General features: G+C 73.9%; 10 protein-coding genes. 2 read left to right on the forward strand and 8 right to left on the reverse strand.

Annotation, left to right across the window (positions count from 1 at the left end):
* Positions 1-101 precede the first annotated feature (101 nt).
* Positions 102-749: a precorrin-8X methylmutase gene (locus LG632_RS17875; protein WP_226728328.1), complete on the forward strand. Its 648-nt coding sequence runs from the start codon at positions 102-104 to the stop codon at positions 747-749.
* A complete protein-coding gene (locus LG632_RS17880; RefSeq protein WP_226728329.1) occupies positions 746-2,248 on the forward strand; it encodes a precorrin-2 C(20)-methyltransferase in 1,503 nt (500 codons plus the stop codon). Before LG632_RS17875 ends, LG632_RS17880 begins: the two co-directional genes overlap by 4 nt.
* Before the next feature lie 175 nt (positions 2,249-2,423).
* Here the strand turns inward: LG632_RS17880 and LG632_RS17885 are convergent, their stop codons facing one another.
* The 8 genes from LG632_RS17885 to LG632_RS17920 are packed head-to-tail and all read right to left on the reverse strand — an operon-like array spanning position 2,424 to position 16,267.
* Complete coding sequence (locus LG632_RS17885; protein ID WP_226728330.1) at positions 2,424-3,725, reverse strand: MFS transporter; 1,302 nt, start codon at positions 3,723-3,725, stop codon at positions 2,424-2,426.
* Entirely contained in the window at positions 3,722-8,791 is a 5,070-nt protein-coding gene (locus LG632_RS17890) for a non-ribosomal peptide synthetase (RefSeq protein WP_226728331.1), read from the reverse strand. Before LG632_RS17890 ends, LG632_RS17885 begins: the two co-directional genes overlap by 4 nt.
* Positions 8,788-9,033, reverse strand: coding sequence for an MbtH family protein (locus tag LG632_RS17895; protein WP_226728332.1), 246 nt, complete (start codon positions 9,031-9,033; stop codon positions 8,788-8,790). The genes LG632_RS17890 and LG632_RS17895 overlap by 4 nt, the downstream gene beginning before the upstream one ends.
* A complete protein-coding gene (locus LG632_RS17900) occupies positions 9,030-10,265 on the reverse strand; it encodes an aminotransferase class V-fold PLP-dependent enzyme (protein WP_226728333.1) in 1,236 nt (411 codons plus the stop codon). The genes LG632_RS17895 and LG632_RS17900 overlap by 4 nt, the downstream gene beginning before the upstream one ends.
* Complete coding sequence (locus LG632_RS17905) at positions 10,262-11,548, reverse strand: phenylacetate--CoA ligase family protein (RefSeq protein WP_226728334.1); 1,287 nt, start codon at positions 11,546-11,548, stop codon at positions 10,262-10,264. Before LG632_RS17905 ends, LG632_RS17900 begins: the two co-directional genes overlap by 4 nt.
* Entirely contained in the window at positions 11,545-12,555 is a 1,011-nt protein-coding gene (locus LG632_RS17910; RefSeq protein WP_226728335.1) for a TauD/TfdA family dioxygenase, read from the reverse strand. The genes LG632_RS17905 and LG632_RS17910 overlap by 4 nt, the downstream gene beginning before the upstream one ends.
* Positions 12,552-15,692 carry a non-ribosomal peptide synthetase gene (locus LG632_RS17915; protein WP_226728336.1) on the reverse strand — a complete coding sequence of 1,047 codons (3,141 nt, stop codon included), beginning with the start codon at positions 15,690-15,692 and terminating at the stop codon, positions 12,552-12,554. The genes LG632_RS17910 and LG632_RS17915 overlap by 4 nt, the downstream gene beginning before the upstream one ends.
* Positions 15,668-16,267 carry a DUF6817 domain-containing protein gene (locus tag LG632_RS17920; RefSeq protein ID WP_226728337.1) on the reverse strand — a complete coding sequence of 200 codons (600 nt, stop codon included), beginning with the start codon at positions 16,265-16,267 and terminating at the stop codon, positions 15,668-15,670. The genes LG632_RS17915 and LG632_RS17920 overlap by 25 nt, the downstream gene beginning before the upstream one ends.
* Positions 16,268-16,417: the final 150 nt, after the last annotated feature.

The following is a 16,417-nucleotide window of genomic DNA, read 5'->3' on the forward strand; positions in this document are numbered from 1 at the left end:
GGCCTGGCCCTGGCGGCCGCCCTGCTCCGCGCACGCGGCGGCGCCGGCCCCGCGGCCGGCCCCCCGACCTCCGTCCGCACCGACCCCGACCCCGCAGAGAAATGAGCGACAGCCCAGTGTTCGAGTACGAGAAGGACGGGGCCGCGATCTACCGGCAGTCCTTTGCCACGATCCGCGCCGAGGCGGACCTCTCCGGTCTGCCCGCCTCGGTCGCCCAGGTCGCGGTGCGGATGATCCACGCCTGCGGGATGACCGACCTCACCCGCGACCTCGGCTACACCGACGAGGTCGTGCTGCGCGCCCGGGCTGCCCTGCACGCCGGAGCCCCGATCCTGTGCGACGTCCAGATGGTCGCCAGCGGCGTCACGCGCAAGCGGCTGCCCGCCGACAACCCGGTGCTGTGCACCCTGTCCGACCCCGCGGTGCCGGAACTGGCCGCGAGGATGGGCACCACGCGCAGCGCCGCCGCCCTGGAACTGTGGCGTGACCGCGGCCTGCTGGAGGGTTCGGTGGTGGCCGTCGGCAACGCGCCGACCGCCCTGTTCCGGCTCCTGGAGATGATCGAGGAGGGCGCGCCGCGTCCGGCCGCCGTCATCGGCGTGCCCGTCGGCTTCATCGGCGCCGCCGAGTCCAAGGACGCCCTCGCCGAACACCCTTCGGGCCTGGACCACTTGATCGTCCGGGGCCGGCGCGGCGGCAGCGCCATAGCGGCCGCGGCCGTCAACGCGATAGCGAGCGAGGAAGAATGAGCGACCAGCCCAAGGGACGGCTGTACGGGGTCGGACTCGGCCCGGGCGACCCGTCGTTGATGACGCTGCGGGCCGTCGAGGTGATCGGCGAGGCCGACGTGGTGGCGTACCACAGCGCCCGGCACGGGCGGTCGATCGCCCGTTCCATCGCCGAACGGCACCTGCGCGCCGACCACATCGAGGAACCGCTGGTCTACCCGGTCACCACCGGGACCACCGACCACCCCGGCGGCTACCAGGGCGCCATGGACGAGTTCTACGAGGAGGCCGCCGCCCGGCTCGCCGCGCACCTGGACGCCGGGCGCACCGTGGCCGTGCTCGCCGAGGGCGACCCGCTCTTCTACGGCTCGTACATGCACATGCACAAGCGGCTCGCCGACCGCTACGTGACCGAGGTCGTGCCCGGTGTCACCTCCGTGAGCGCCGCCGCGGCCCGGCTGCAGACCCCGCTGGTCGAGGGCGAGGAGGTGCTCACGATCCTGCCCGGCACCCTGCCGCAGGAGGAGCTCACCGCCCGGCTGGCCGCGACCGACTCCGCGGTCGTGATGAAGCTCGGCCGCACCTTCCCGGCCGTCCGGGAGGCGCTGGCCGACTCCGGCCGCCTCGGCGAGGCGCGCTACGTGGAGCGGGCGACCATGGCCGGCGAACGCACCGGCGACCTCGCGGACATCGAGCCCGGCTCGGTGCCGTACTTCTCGGTGGCCGTCGTGCCCAGCCGCGTCGGCAACCCCGGCGCCAAGCCGTCCGGTCCGGGCGAGGTCGCCGTCGTCGGCACCGGTCCGGCCGGCCCGCTGTGGCTGACCCCCGAGACCCGGCGGGCGCTGGCCGACGCCGAGGTCCTGGTGGGCTACACCACCTATCTGGACCGGGTGCCGACCCGGCCCGGGCAGGTGCGGCACGGCTCCGACAACAAGGTCGAGTCCGAACGCGCCGAGTTCGCCCTGGACCTGGCCCGGCGCGGCAAGCGGGTGGCCGTCGTCTCCGGCGGGGACCCGGGCGTGTTCGCGATGGCCACGGCCGTGCTGGAGGTGGCCGGGCAGGACGCGTACAAGGACGTGCCGGTACGGGTGCTGCCGGGCGTGACGGCCGCGAACGCGGCGGCCGCCGCGGCGGGCGCCCCGCTGGGCCACGACTACGCCACGATCTCCCTGTCGGACCGGCTCAAGCCCTGGGAGGTCATCGCCGAGCGGCTGCGCGCGGCGGCCGCGGCCGACCTCGTCATGGCCCTGTACAACCCCGGCTCGCGCAGCCGGACCTGGCAGGTCGCGAGGGCCAAGGAGCTGCTGCTGGAGCTGCGTCCGGCGCACACCCCGGTGGTCGTCGCCCGCGACGTCGGCGGCCCGGAGCAGTCGGTGCGCATCGTGACCCTGGCCGAACTGGAGCCGGCCGAGGTCGACATGCGCACGATCCTGCTGATCGGCTCCTCGCAGACGAGGATCACCGCGCGGGGCGACGGGACCCGGGTGGCGTGGACTCCCCGGCGGTATCCCGAGGCCTAGCGCTGTTCCGAGGCCCGGCGGTGTCCCGAGGCCCGGCGGTGTCCCGAGGCCCGGGCGAGCGCCCGCGAGGTCCTCGGGCGCACGGAGCGAGGGTCCGGCGGGTCCGTCGTCACGGACGGACCCGCCGGACCCTCGCGGTGCCGCGGTGCCGCGGCGCCGCGGGGCGCGCCGCGGTCTAGGGCTGCTTGAGCCGGTCGTCGATCTCCGCCTGCGCGGCCGGGGTGAACACGCGCAGGACGGGGACGAAGACGGCGAGGCAGGCCGCCGCGAGGACCGCCATCGCCGTCGGGGCGGAGGACCATTCCGCCAGGGCGCCCGCGACCGCGGCGCCCACCGGGGTGGAGCCGAAGGCGAAGAGGCGGAAGACGGCGCCGAACCGGCCCATCATGGAGGACGGGACGAGGGTCTGCATGACCGTGCGGACGTTGACCGTCCAGAGGGTGCCGCCCATGCCGCCGAGGACGGCGGCGCAGCCCACCGCCCACTTGTTCGCGGACATCGCGGGGACCGCCATCATCGCGCTGGTCAGAAAGATGTTGATCATCATCGCCCAGCGCCTCCCGAAGAGCCGGTTGAACCCGCCCACGACGAGCGTGCCGCCCACGCCGCCGACACCGAGCGCGCCCACCAGCAGGCCGTAGTCGGCGGCGGTCAGCCCCATGGGCCCGGTCGCGTACAACGGCATGAGGGCGAACCAGGCGCCCCAGCAGGAGCCCAGTACCGCCACCACCACGGCCAGCATGCGCAGCAGCCGGTGCCGCCACAGGAAGCCCAGGCCCTCGCCGATCTGCGCGCGGACGGACGGGGCCGCGGCCCCCTCGCCGCCCGCCGCGCCGCCCCGGAACCGGTAGACCAGCAGGGCCAGCAGAGCCGCGGTCAGGGCGTAGCCGACCAGGGTGGCACCGAGCGCGAAGGCCGCGCCCACGCCCACCAGCAGACCGCCGACGAAGGGACCGGCGAACTCCTGGCACACCGTTTCGGCGCCCGTCACCAGGGCGTTCGCCCGCTCCCGGCCGGTCACCGCGACGACGTCGGGGACGAGCGCCGCCGCGGCCGTCATGGCGAGCACCTCGGCGACGCCCAGGACGGCCCCGCACACGTAGATGGTCGGCAGGTTCAGCAGGTCCGCGACGGCTAGCCCGAGCAGCACGCCGACCATCAGGACCTGGACCCCGTTGGCCAGCCACACCAGTTTGCGCCGGTCGGCACGGTCCACCAGGACCCCGATGTGCAACGCGGTGAGCAGCCACGGCAGGGACAGCGACAGCATCACACCCGATATGAGCGCCGGGGACCGGGTGAGGGTCGTGGCCACGAGCGGGAGGGCGATCTTCATGACGCCGTCCGCGAGATTGGTGACGGCGGTGAACACGACCAGCACGGCGGTGTTCCGCCGGCTGGAAGCGATCGTGTCCACCTCCGCCACCCCGTCCACCGGCCCGGCCACGACGTCGTGGTCAGGCGATGCTTCGGTCATCGCAACTCCGTTCGGTGCAAGGCGGGATCCGTGCGGCGGCGCAGCACGGGCCGGGCCGGCCGCGTGCCGACCGGCCGGGCCCCGAGCGCGGCCACGGTCGGTGATTCGAACAGATCGCGCACGGTCAGGTCGAGGCCGGTGACCGCGCGGACGCGGTTGACCAGTCTCGCGGCGAGCAGCGAGTGCCCGCCGAGGTCGAAGAAGCTGTCGTGGACGCCCACGGTGGCCACCCCGAGGACATCGGCGAACACCTCGCAGAGCGTGCGCTCCCGGGCGTTGCGGGGCGGGGTCGGGACGCCCTCGGCACCGACCTCCGGCAGCACCAGTGCCCGGCGGTCGAGCTTGCCGTTGGCGGTCAGCGGCAGCGCGTCGAGCACCACGTAGGCCGCGGGCACCATGTACACGGGCAGCTTGGACGCGGCGAACTCCCGCAGCGTGGCGGACGTCGGTCGCTCCGGCGCGGTCGCGGACGGCGTCACGAACGCCACCAGCCGCTGCTCGCCCGAGGGCAGCCGGTCCGCCAGGACGGCCGCCTGCGCGACGGCCGGACAGCCGAGCAGCACGCCCACGATCTCGTCGAGTTCGATCCGCACGCCACGGATCTTGACCTGGTCGTCGACCCGGCCGAGGAACTCCACGGCTCCGTCGGCCCGGAACCGCGCCCGGTCGCCGGAGCGGTACATCCGGGTCCCGGGAGGGCCGAAGGGGTCGGCCACGAAGCGGGCGGCGGTCAGGTCAGGACGGTTGAGGTAGCCCCGGCCCACGTTCGCGCCGGCGAGGTACAGCTCGCCGGCCACGCCGGGCGGCACCGGCCGCAGCGTCTCGTCGAGGACGTACACCCGGCAGTTCCAGATCGGTCCGCCGATCGGGGCCGTCGCCGGCCATCCGTCCACGTCCGCGGGCAGTGCGGCGGCGGTGATGACATGGGTCTCCGACGGCCCGTACTCGTTGTGCAGCGAGACGTGCGGCCGCTCCCGGAAGAAGCGCACGACCTGGTCGGTCAGCCGCAGCGCCTCGCCCGCCTGCCGCACGTGCCGCAGGCGCGCCAGCTCCAGCCCCAGCTCGTCGGCCGCTTCGCAGACCGCGTTCACCACGAGGTCGGGTGCGAACAGCTCGGTGGCGCCCTCCCGGTCCAGCCAGCGGGCCAGCTCCACCGGGTCGAGCCGGGTCTCCTCCGTGGGGACGAGCAGTGCCTTGCCGTGCAGGAAGGCACCCAGGAACTCGTGGATCGACGCGTCGAACATGAGCGAGCTGAAGTGCGCCACCCGGCAGCCCTCGCTGCCCGGATAGGTGCTGCGCCCCCAGGCCAGGAGGTTCACCAGCACCTGGGTCTGGACGACGACGCCCTTGGGCCTGCCCGTCGACCCGGACGTGTAGATGACGAACGAGGCGTCCTGGGGCCCGGGGACACCGAGGAGCTCGTCCGCGGTCAGGTCGGCCCCGTCGTAGGACGCGGTGATCGCGGCCCAGCCCGCGTCGTCCAGCCGTACCGCGGGCACCCCGGGCAGCAGGCCGTCCGCCGCCGTGAGGGCCAGCGCCGGCCGGGCGTCCTCGACGATGTAGGCCCGGCGGTCGGCCGGGTACTCCGGATCGATGGGCAGGTAGACCGCCCCCGCCTTGAGGATCGCCACATAGGCGAGCACGAGGTCCACGGAGCGCGGCAGCGACACCGCGACCCGGACCTCGGGCCCGGCGCCCCGGTCGACCAGGAGGCGGGCGAGGCGGTTGGCGCGCTCGTTCATCCGGGCGTACGTCAGCCGGGTACGGCCGTCGCTGAGAGCGAGGCTGTCGGGGGACTCGGCCACGCGCTGCTCGATCTGCGCGGCGAGGGAGGCCGTGGGCACCGGCATCGCCGTGTCGTTCCACTCGCGCAGGAGGTCGAGTTCCCGGTCGCTGATCAGGCCGATCGTCGAGATCCGCCGGTCCGGGCCCGCCACCACCGCCCGCAGCAGTCGTTCGAGGCGCTCGACCATGCCCTCCACGGTGGCCCGGTCGAACAGGCCGGTCGCGAACTCGACACTGCCCGCCACCCCGCCGTACCCGCCCGCGCCGTCGACGTGCTCGGCCAGGTTGAACAGGAGGTCGAACTTGGCCGTGCCGGTGCCGACCGCCTCGGCACGGTCGGTCAGCGCGGGCGCCTCGAAGCGGTCCCCGCCCACGTCCTCGAAGACGAGCATGGTCTGGAAGAGCGGGTGCCGAGCGGGGGAGCGCACCGGGTTGACCGCCTCGACCACGGCCTCGAACGGGACGTCCTGGTGGGCGAGCGCGGCCAGGGTTCGGCCGCGGACGCGTGCCAGCAGCTCCCGGAAGGTCGGCTCGCCGCTGAGGTCCGTGCGCAGCACGACCGTGTTGACGAAGAACCCGACGAGGCCGTCCAGCGCCTCGTCGTCGCGACCGGCGACCGCGGAGCCCAACGGGATGTCGTCCCCGCCGCCCAGGCGGTGGACCAGGGCGGCCAGCGCGGCCTGCACGGCCATGAAGACCGTGCAGCCGTTCGCGCGGGCGAGCGCGGCGAGTTCCCGGTGCAGGTCGGCGTCCAGACGTACGGGGATCCGGTCGCCGCGGTGGTCGGCGGTGGCGGACCGGGGCCGGTCGTAGGGCAGCGCCAGCTCCTCCGGAAGGCCGCTCAGCGCCTCGCGCCAGTACCGCAGCTGCCGGGCGATCCGGCTGCCGCCGTCGGAGGGATCCCCGAGGAACTCCCGCTGCCAGAGGGTGTAGTCGGCGTACTGGACGGGCAGCGGGGCGAAGGCCGGCGCGCGGCCCCGCGCACGGGCGAGGTAGGCGGTGTTCAGGTCCTGGCCGAGCGGGACGTCGGACCAGCCGTCCGTCGCGATGTGGTGCACGCTCAGCAGCAGGACACGCCGTCCGTCGCCGACCTCCAGCAGCCGCGCCCGCACCGGGGGCCGGCGGGTGAGGTCGAACGGCTCGGCCGTCTCGGCCTCGACGGCGGCCTCCAGCCCGTCGGCCGGCACGCTCACCCGCGTCAGCGGGGGAACCGCCGCCGGCCCCTGCAGGACCTGCTGGTACGGCTCGCCGTCGTGCTCCGGGAAGACCGTGCGCAGGCTCTCGTGCCGGTGCACCACGTCCGCGAGCGCGTCCCTCAGCACCTCCGGGTCGACGTCGTCGCGCAGCGGGAGGGCGACCGTGGTGTTGTACGTGGCCGACGCGCCTTCGAACCGGTCGAGGAACCACAGCCGCCGCTGGGCGTACGACAGCGGCACGCGCTCGGGGCGGTCGCGGGGCGCCAACGCCGCCGGGGCGGGCTCCGCGTCCGCCAGCCGCTCGGCGAGCAGGGCCACGGTCGGTGCCTCGAACAGCGTCTGCACGTCGACCGCCGCTTCCAGGGCCGACCGGATGCGCCCGGCCAGCCGGGCCGCGGCCAGCGAGTGCCCGCCCAGCTCGAAGAAGTTGTCGTCCGGGCCGACCACGGGACGCCCGAGGACCTGGGCGAACAGCTCGCACAGCAGCCGCCGGCGCGGATCGCGGACGTCCGCGGAGGCGGCGGCCGCAGTCGGGAACCGGGGCGCGGGCAGCGCGGTCCGGTCGACCTTGCCGCTCGCACCGGCCGGCAGGGCCTCCATGGTCGTGACCACCTTCGGAACCAGGTGGTCCGGCAGCTGCTCCCGCATCGCGGCGAGGGCGCGGTCGGCGCGGAAGCCGCCTGCGGCGGCCGGCACCACATACGCCACGAGCTGCTTGTCACCGGCCGGATCCGGACGGACCACGACGACGGCCTGCGCCACGCCCGGCGCCCGCCGCAGCACGGCCTCCACCTCGCCGAGCTCGATGCGATGCCCGCGGATCTTGACCTGGTCGTCCGTGCGGCCGTGGAACAGCAGCGTGCCCTGCGGCGTCACGCTCACCCGGTCGCCGGTGCGGTACATGCGCGCGCCCGGGCCGTCCGCGAACGGGCACGCGACGAACCGCAGCGCGGTGAGGCCCGGCCGGCGCAGGTAGCCGTCGGCCAGGGCGTCGCCCGCGATGTACAGCTCACCCGTGACGCCCTGCGGCGCGGGGCGCAGCCGGTCGTCGAGCACGAGGTAGCGCACGCCCGGGTTGGGCCGGCCGATGGTGACCTGGGCGCCGGGCACCACCTCGGCGCCCGAGGTGTCGACCGTGCACTCCGTGGGACCGTACGTGTTGTGCGCGACCACGCCGGGGGCTTCGGCGAGCCGGCGCCACAGCGGCTGCGGCATCTCCTCGCCGCCGACGACGCACATCAGGGGCCGGCGGGCGGCCGCGGCCAGCAGCCCGTCCTCGATCAGCGCCTCGAAGTAGGTGGGCGTGCCGTCGAGGTAGTCGATCCCGGCCCGCTCCACGTGGCGGACCACCTCGGCGGGGTCCCGGCGGGTCCGTTCGTCCAGCAGGTGCAGCTCGTGCCCGGCGCACAGCAGCAGCAGCGCCTGCAGCGAGGCGTCGAAGGACATCGACGTCGTGTGGGCGAGCCGCAAGCGGGTGCCGGGGGCGCGGCCGGTCGCCGCGGTGAACCGGGCGGTCTTGCGCCGGTACTCCTCGGCCAGCCCGGCGACACCGGTGTGCGGCACCACGACCCCCTTGGGCGTGCCGGTCGACCCCGACGTGTAGATCACCCACGCCGGGTGGCCGAGCCGCAGCGGCCGGACCCGGTGGGCGTCGGTGGGGTCGCCCGCGTCCGCCGCCGCCCACGCAGGCGGCGGCTCCTCGTCGAGCGCGAGGACCGCCGGGGCGCCGCCGTACCGCCCGTCCCCGCCGGCCGGGTCGGTGACGACCAGGGCGGGCCGGGCGTCGGCCACCATCAGCGCGAGCCGGGCCGGCGGGTACGCCGGGTCGAGCGGGAGGAACGCCGCGCCCGCCTTGGCCACGGCGATCGGTGCCACGACGGCGCGCACGTCGCGCGGGAGGGCCAGGCCCACCAGGTCGCCGGGGCCGACGCCGCGCCGGATCAGCTCGTGCGCCAGCCCGTTGGCGAGCCGGTTCAGGCCGTCGAAGGTGAGGGTGACCGAACCGGCGGTGAGCGCGGTCGCCTGCGGCGAGGCGGCCACCCGCTCCTCGAAGAGGGCCGCCAAGGTGCCCGGGGCCGGATTCATCGGGGCGTTCCTCCTTCGGCCGTCCCGGCGCCCGCGCGCCGCGGCGCGCGGACGCTCCGGGGCCGCATGTCGTCCCAGGCCGTCTCGACGTACTCCAGGGCGGACGCCCGGGCGCCGGGGCCGAAGACGGACCGCCAGCCCGCGGGCACGGCGGCGAAGGCCGGCCACAGCGAGTGCTGCCCCTCGTCGTTGACCAGCACGTGGAACGCGCCCTCAGCGTCGTCGAAGGGGTTCGTGGTCATGACAGTTTCTCCCCCGTCGCGGCCACCGGAGCGATCCAGCTCAGCAGTTCGTCCAGTGCCTGGTAGAAGCCCTCGATCTCCGCCACGTCGTTGTACAGGTACGCCGAGACCCGCAGGACCTCGCCGCCGGCCGTCCCGCTGACGAGCGGCTGCGCGCACATGTGGCCGCTGCGCACCATGCAGCCGTACGAATCGCTCAGCAGCCGGGCGACCTCGCCGGTGGGGATCCGGTCGTCGAGCCGCAGGCTCGCGAGCGCGATGCGGTCCGTCGTGTCGGGAGGGCCGATCAGCCGTACCCCGGGACGGGTGACCGCCCCGCCGACGAGGGCCGCGCAGAGCTCCTCGGCGTGCTGGTGCTGCTGCGGTGTGTCCTGCGCCTCCAGGTAGCGGACCGCCGCGGCGCTGCCGATGATCGACGCGATCGCCGGGGTGCCCGCCTCGAACGTGTACGGGATGCGCCGGTCGACGCTGCCGTCGAGGTCGACCCAGTCCACCATCCCCCCGCCGACGGACAGGGGGCGCAGCCGCGCCAGCTGCGCGCTGCGGCCGAACAGCACGCCGACGCCGGTGGGACCCAGCATCTTGTGCATCGAGAACGCCATGAAGTCGACGTCCAGCTCCTGCACGTCGACGCGCCGGTGCGGCAGGGACTGCGCGGCATCGAGGACGATGACGGCGTCGCAGGCGGCGCGGACCTCGGCGACGAGCTCGGCGACCGGGTGGACCACTCCGGTCACGTTCGAGCAGTGCGTGAGGGCCACCACCCGGGGCCGGCCGCGCAGCAGCGCACGGAAGTGCTCCCGGTCGATCCGGCCGTGCGCGTCCACCCTGGCCATCTCCAGGCGGCCGGCCCTGCGCCACGGCAGCATCTGGGAGTGGTGCGCGTCCAGGCAGCCGACGACGTACGCGTCCGGGGGCAGGTCCAGGCCGGCGGCGACCAGGTTGAGGGCCTCGGTGGTGTTGCGGACCAGCACGACCTCGTTGGCGGCCGCGCCGAGGTGCCGGGCGATCACCACGCGGGCGGCCTCGTAGGCGTCGGAGGCCTCCTCGGACAGCCGGTGCTTTCCGCGGTGGATGTTGGCCCCGTTGGTCTCGTAGTACTCGGTGACGGCCTGGATGACGGGGCGCGGCTTGAGGGTCGTCGCCGCGTTGTCCAGGTAGGAGATCGTCTGTCCGTCGAACTCCCTCAGCAGCGCCGGGAAATCGCTCCGGCAGGGATGTCGTACGGTCATCGTGCACCTTCCGCGGAGAGGTGGGAGACACAGGGCTGGAACTTGCCGCTGCGTTCGCAGGAGATGTAGGTCACGGCCTCCAGGCGGACCCGGGCGGGTGCCAGCGCCTCCATGAGGCGGGCCTCCAGCGCGGCGGCGTCCTGCGGCCGCGCCGTGTCGCCCGGCACGTACCGGAAGGCGCAGTCGCCGCTGCGGTCCTGCTCCAGCTTGTACAGGTCGAGCCAGGGGGCGTCGCCGACGAGGGCGTCCACGGCCCCGGGGGTGACGGTCCGGCCGTCGGGCAGGCGCACCATGTGGGTGCCCCGGCCCTCGATGCGGACCACCGGCAGCTCCGACCCGCACGGGCACGGCTCCCCAAGCGGGGTGAACCAGTCGCCGGTGGCGTAGCGGATCCGCGGGATCAGGGCGTCGTCGATCGTCGTGACGAACAGCTCGCCCCGCTCCCCGGGTTCGACGGGCCGGCCGTCGCGGACGAACTCCAGGTAGAAGTCCTTGGTGTTGACGTGCCGCCGGCGCCGGTGGCACTCGAAGCCCAGATAGCCCAGCTCGGACATTCCGATCATGTCGCCGATCGGCAGCTCCGGGCCCATGAACTCCTCGATCTGGCGGCGCGCGACACGGGTGAAGAGGGTGTATCCGGACACCAGGTGCAGCTTGCGCGGCGAGCTGATCTTCCGGCCGAGCCGGCGCGCCCACCGGGTCAGGAACGCGAAGTGGGTGGGGTCCACCACCAGCAGGTCGGGCCGGTAGTCCTCGATCTCGTCCAGCGCCTTGACGATCTGCCATTCGGGCGTCGCCAGCAGGTCGTGGGCGACCGTGAGGACCAGGGTGCCGTCCGGGAGGATCCGGTCCTCCATGGTGGAGAACCCCGTGGCGCACTCCACGTCGGAGCAGTTCGGCGGGGCGAACCGGCAGAGCCGGGGCCGGCTTCCGGGTTGCCACAGGCCGTCGAAGCCCCGGTGGACGCCGAAGCCGGTGGCCTGCCGCCGCGCCAGGTCGTAGGACATGATGGCGCTGTTGAGGCGCTCGCCGGAGGTGCCCGAGCTCTGGAAGCGCATGACGTTCGGCGAGGTGAGGGTGTACCCCTTGGCGAGCACGGCGGCGGGGAAACCGCGCCGGTAGTGGCCCTTGGAGGTCGGCGGGATCCGCCGGAAGTCCTCCGCGGTCCTGATGTCCTGCGGGCGCAGGCCGTTGTCCTCCATGTGCTTGCGGAAGAACACGGTGTTCTCGTACGCGTACGCGATCTCCTCGCGGACGGCGTCGAAGAGGGACGGGTCGCTCATGCCATCGCCACCAGCGTCGAGCGCGTCCCGGTGAAGGGCCGTCTGCCGTGGGCGAACTGCTCGTTGTCGATGACCACGACGTCACCGGTCCGCCACGGGAAGGCGATCTCCTCCGCCGCGTAGGCGGCCCGGATCTCGGCCAGGTCGTCCGGGTGCAGCGGACTGCCGTCGCCGTGGAGGGCGTTGCGCGGCAACTCGTCCTCGGCGAAGCTCTCGCGCAGCGTCTTCTCGACCGCGGCGGGCAGCGAGCTGACGTGGAACAGGTGCGCCTGGTTGAACCAGACCCGCTGCCCGGTCGTCCGGGACACCGTGCTCGCCTGCACCACGTGGCGGGTGCGCAGGCGCTCCCCGCCCAGCCACTCGGTCTGCATGCCGTGCGTGCGGCAGTAGGCGTCGACCTGGTCGCGGTCGTCCGTCTGGAACGCCTCCTGCCAGCTCAGGTCCACGCCGTGGCCGAAGTTGCGCACGTACATGACCCCGTGCCGCTCGAAGCGGTCGCGCAGTGCGGCCGACAGCCGTTCGTACACCCGGGCGCTGTCGGCGAACGGCGTCTCGCCGCCCTCCTCGGCCGGGACCACGCAGGCGAAGAACAGCGTGTCCGGCCACGCGTCCGTGTACGACATCTCGTTGTGCATCGGGATGGTCTGGTCGGCCGGGTACTCGGTGGAGGTGAACACGTTGCCGCTCACCCTGGTCCGCGGCGTGGACCGGTTGTTGTAGTCGAGCAGGTCGCCGGAGAGCGCCGTGGCGAGCTCACCGAGCCCCGCCGCGTCCAGCGGGCTGAACCCGCGCAGCAGGACGGCGCCGTGCTCGTCGCGCAGCCGGCGGAGCAGGGAGCCCGAACCGGCCAGCCATTCGCGTGCGTCGAGCAGGGGCACCGTCGGTGTACAGGACACCATCCGCGTGCCGTCGTGCAGGGGTTCCACCCGGACCAGGGCCTCCCCGCTGACCGGGACGGGCCTACGGGTCCGGCGCACGCCGCCGAAGGTCGAAGTCTGCCGGTTCATCGTTCGTCTCCCGCCTTCCGCTCCAGCAGTTCGTCGATGAACTCGGCGAGTTCCGACACCACGGGCCGCTCGAAGAGGTTCCGCAGCTTGACGTTGACCTTGAACTCGTCGCGCAGCCTGGAGATCAGCTGGGTGGCGAGCAGCGAGTGGCCGCCGATCTCGAAGAAGTCCTGGTCGGCCCCGACCTCGCCGAGCAGCAGGAGCTGCGCCACGACGTCGGCGACCTTCTTCTCGGTCGGGGTCGAGGGCGCCGCGCCGGCCGCCGGGGCGGCGTTGTAGGTGCACGGCGCGGGGAGCATCGTGGAGTCGATCTTCCCGGTGCCGGTCAGGGGGAAGGCGTCCAGGGCCACGAAGTGCGTGGGGACCATGAACTCGGGCAGGCTCTCGGCGACGAACGCGCGCAGCCACTCCGCCTGGCCCCGGCTGCCCTCGGCATCGGTCAGGTACGCCACGAGGTGCATGGCCGTGCTCTCGCCGGTCACCACGACCAGGCTTCCCGTCACCCGGGGGTGCCGGCGCATGACGGCCTCGATCTCACCCAGCTCCACGCGGAAGCCGCGCACCTTGATCTGCCGGTCGACCCGGCCCAGGAACTCCAGGCCGTGGTCCGGGAGCAGGCGCGCCTTGTCGCCGGAGCGGTACATCCGGGCGCCGGGAACGGGGGAGAACGGGTCCTCGACGAAACGTTCCTGCTGCTCGGCGGTCCCGGCGAGGTAGCCCTGGGACACCGACGAGCCGCCGATCCAGAGTTCTCCGGGAACGCCGACGGGCACCGGGCGCCGCTGCGGGTCCAGGACGTAGGCCCGCGCATGGCGCATCGGCGTGCCCAACGGGACGGTCGAGGTGAGCGCCGAGATCCCGTTCGACGCGACCTGGCCGCACAGCACACCGACGGTCGTCTCGCTCGGGCCGTAGTGGTTGTAGAGCCGGCAGTCGCCGAGGAAGCCCTTGAGCATGTTGTACGTGCCCCAGCCCAGCGGCTCACCGCCCAGGACCAGGGCCTGGCGGGGCAGCAGCCGCCGCGGGTCGTCGGCCACCGTGACGACGGCCTCCAGGTGCGTGGGCGTGATCTTGAGGAGGTCGTAGCTCTCCTCGGCCAGCAGCTCCGCGAGGGCCTGGGCGTCCGAGGAGACCTCCGCGGCGACGATCCGCAGCCGACCGCCGGACATGAGCGCCGGGAACAGCGCCGTGTTGCCCAGGTCGGTGCCCAGGGTGCTCAGCGCGACCGAGTCGATCGGGCCGGCGAGGCCCAGGCGTTCCGTGACGCCGTCGAGGTAGGCCGCGAGCTGCCCGTGGCCGACGAGCACCCCCTTCGGGGTGCCGGTGGAGCCCGAGGTGAACAGGACGTAGGCGGGCGAGTCGTCCCGCGTGTCCACCTCCGGGCGCCGGGCGTCGCGCGCGGCGCAGACCGACAGGTCCGCGTCGACCACGACGACCTCGCAGCCCGGCGGCAGGTCCGGGACGTCCGCGGCGGTCGCGACGACGTGCCGGAAGCCGGCCGCGGTCGCGATGGCGGAGCGCCGCCGCGCGGGCAGGCGAGGGTCCACGGGGACGTAGCCGGCCCCGGCCTTGGCGATCGCCAGCATCGTCACCACGGCCAGGTCCGAGCGCTCCAGGCAGAGCCCGACCAGGTCCCCGGAGCGTACGCCCCGTGCGGCGAGTTCGCGGGCCAGGCGGTTGGCGGCCTCGTCGAGTGCGCGGTAGGTCCACTCGCGGGTGTCCGTGGCGAGCGCCGTGGCTCCGGGAGTGCGCTCGGCGGTCCGCTCGACCTGGCGGTGCCAGTGCGCCGGCGCCGTGCCCGGCGGCTGCGAGGGGTGCGTGGCCGCGATCAGCGTCCGGGCCGCGTCCTCGTCGAGCAGGGCGAGCGCCGGTACGGCGGCCGACGGGTCGGCGCCGAGGGCCGCCAGGACGGCCCGCAGGCACGTCATGACCGCCTCGGCGCCGCCCTCGGCCATGCCCCCGGCCCGGTGGCGCAGCGCGAGCCGGACCTCCTCGCCCGTGACCCGCACGTGGAGGCCGATCTTGTGGCCGTCGTCGGCCGGCTCGATCCGCAGGTCGGTGAAGGCGGGCCCGTCCTCGCGCGTCCCGAAGCCGTCGGCGTCGCCGAAGCCGAACCCCGGTATGCCGGTGCCGTGCTGCCTGGGCGGCAGGACGGAGCTCTCGCCGGCCTGCTCCAGGGCCGTGAGCTCCTGGTCCACCGCACGCAGCAGGTCCTCCAGCGTCGTCGCCTCGGAGATCTCCGCGAAGAGCGGGAGCGCGGTCTCGAACAGGCCGATCGCCGACTCCAGTTCGCCCATCGTGCGCCGTACGAGCGGCACGTCGACCGCGAGGGCCGCCGGCCGTCCCGTGGCGTGCCAGAGCGCGCCGAGCCAGCCGGTCAGCAGGACGCCGCGCAGACCGCTGCCGTAGCCGTCACCGAGGGCCCGCAGCCGCCGGGCCAGCGGCGCCGGGAGCGTCCACCGCAGCTCCTCGTGCCTGGTCTCGCCGGAGCGCAGTTCCAGCGGGAGGTGCCGGGGCGGCAGGGCCGCCAGGCGCGCCTGGCGGTCGGCGGCGGCCTCCTTGTCCTCCTTCGTCGGTACCGCCTCGTCGAACTGCCACTGCGCGTAGTCGGCGTACTGGGCGGCGACCTCGCGCTCCCACCGCGCGCCCGCCAGCCGCGCGGAACACGCCTGCTGCAGATCGCGCAGGAAGACCTCCACGGAGCGGGCGTCCATGCTCAGCCGGGGCACCGACAGGACCAGCGACCGGCCGGCGTCGGCATGGGTGAACAGCACCAACCGCACGGGGCAGTCGTCGAGGTCCGCAGCGCGCGCCTCGTCCAGCACCGCGGCCAGCGCCGCGTCGTCACCCGAGCGCTCCGTCACGCGGATCCGCGGCGCGTCCTCGATCACCATCAGCACGGCGCTGTTCTCGCCGAGGACCCTGCGGTAGGCGGTGCGCAGGATCTCGTGCGCCGACGCCACGTCGTGGGCCGCCTGCTCCAGCACGGCACGGTCGACCGGGCCGGACAGCCGCACCCGGGCGACCGTACGGGCCGCGGGTCCGCCGGCGGCGAGGCCGGCGAGGCGCTCCTGCTGCCGGGACAGTCGGAAGCCTTCCCAGGCCTGGTTCATCAGCTCTGCTCCGGGTCGATCCACAGTTCGCCTCCCGTGACGTCCGTGAACGTGTTCCATGTGGTGATCTCGTCAGGACCGAGCCATTCGGCCGCGATCCTCCAGAAGCCCGCGTACTCCGTCGGTACGTCGAGCACGGTGTGGCCGACCTGCGGCGGAAGGTGCGCCAGGACGTCGCCCAGCTTCATGCGGAGCAGGTCCAGGAACTGCTCCCGGTCCAGCGCGATGTCCTCGCCGGTGCGCCGGTCCTTGAGCTCCGGAACGCCGTTCGGGCGCATCACCTTGCGGAAGCTCTTGCCGAGCGACGCGTAGCTCATGACGGAGAAGTTGAAGATCATTTGTTCGATCTCGGGTCCGACGACTGCGCGGACCTCGGTGCGCCTGGCGTCCGGAATGGCCTCGACGTCGTCGTTGTGCAGGCCCTCCGTGCCGTAGACGCCATGGAAGAGGCCGGCGACGCAGACGTGCTCCGCGGCCTTCATGTGCTGGAGGATGGAGCAGACCCGGAACATGTGGTCGATCAGTGTCTCGTCCTGATGGGCGATCTTGTGCAGGCCCAGTTTGACCAGTTCGTCCCGGTACATCTCGGCGTCAAGCATGCGACTTCACTCCTTCCTGAGCAGGGGCGGCCGTCTGCGGGCAGGGGTGCGCGCGGGCGGCCGTGCTGATGGGGTGGAAGACGGGGCGTGCCGGTGAGGGATGCGGCGGTGCCGGGGCGGGCGACGCCCGGGCGCGGCTCGTCGGACGTC

Source organism: Streptomyces antimicrobicus, from assembly GCF_020532625.1.
Lineage (GTDB): Bacteria > Actinomycetota > Actinomycetes > Streptomycetales > Streptomycetaceae > Streptomyces > Streptomyces antimicrobicus.

What these genes read in the sequence shown, in the direction of transcription:
- LG632_RS17875 (WP_226728328.1), top strand. Translation starts at nt 102, where the DNA reads ATGAGCGACAGCCCAGTGTTCGAGTACGAGAAGGACGGGGCCGCGATC.
- LG632_RS17880 (WP_226728329.1), top strand. Translation starts at nt 746, where the DNA reads ATGAGCGACCAGCCCAAGGGACGGCTGTACGGGGTCGGACTCGGCCCG.
- LG632_RS17885 (WP_226728330.1), bottom strand. Translation starts at nt 3,725, where the DNA reads ATGACCGAAGCATCGCCTGACCACGACGTCGTGGCCGGGCCGGTGGAC.
- LG632_RS17890 (WP_226728331.1), bottom strand. Translation starts at nt 8,791, where the DNA reads ATGAATCCGGCCCCGGGCACCTTGGCGGCCCTCTTCGAGGAGCGGGTG.
- LG632_RS17895 (WP_226728332.1), bottom strand. Translation starts at nt 9,033, where the DNA reads ATGACCACGAACCCCTTCGACGACGCTGAGGGCGCGTTCCACGTGCTG.
- LG632_RS17900 (WP_226728333.1), bottom strand. Translation starts at nt 10,265, where the DNA reads ATGACCGTACGACATCCCTGCCGGAGCGATTTCCCGGCGCTGCTGAGG.
- LG632_RS17905 (WP_226728334.1), bottom strand. Translation starts at nt 11,548, where the DNA reads ATGAGCGACCCGTCCCTCTTCGACGCCGTCCGCGAGGAGATCGCGTAC.
- LG632_RS17910 (WP_226728335.1), bottom strand. Translation starts at nt 12,555, where the DNA reads ATGAACCGGCAGACTTCGACCTTCGGCGGCGTGCGCCGGACCCGTAGG.
- LG632_RS17920 (WP_226728337.1), bottom strand. Translation starts at nt 16,267, where the DNA reads ATGCTTGACGCCGAGATGTACCGGGACGAACTGGTCAAACTGGGCCTG.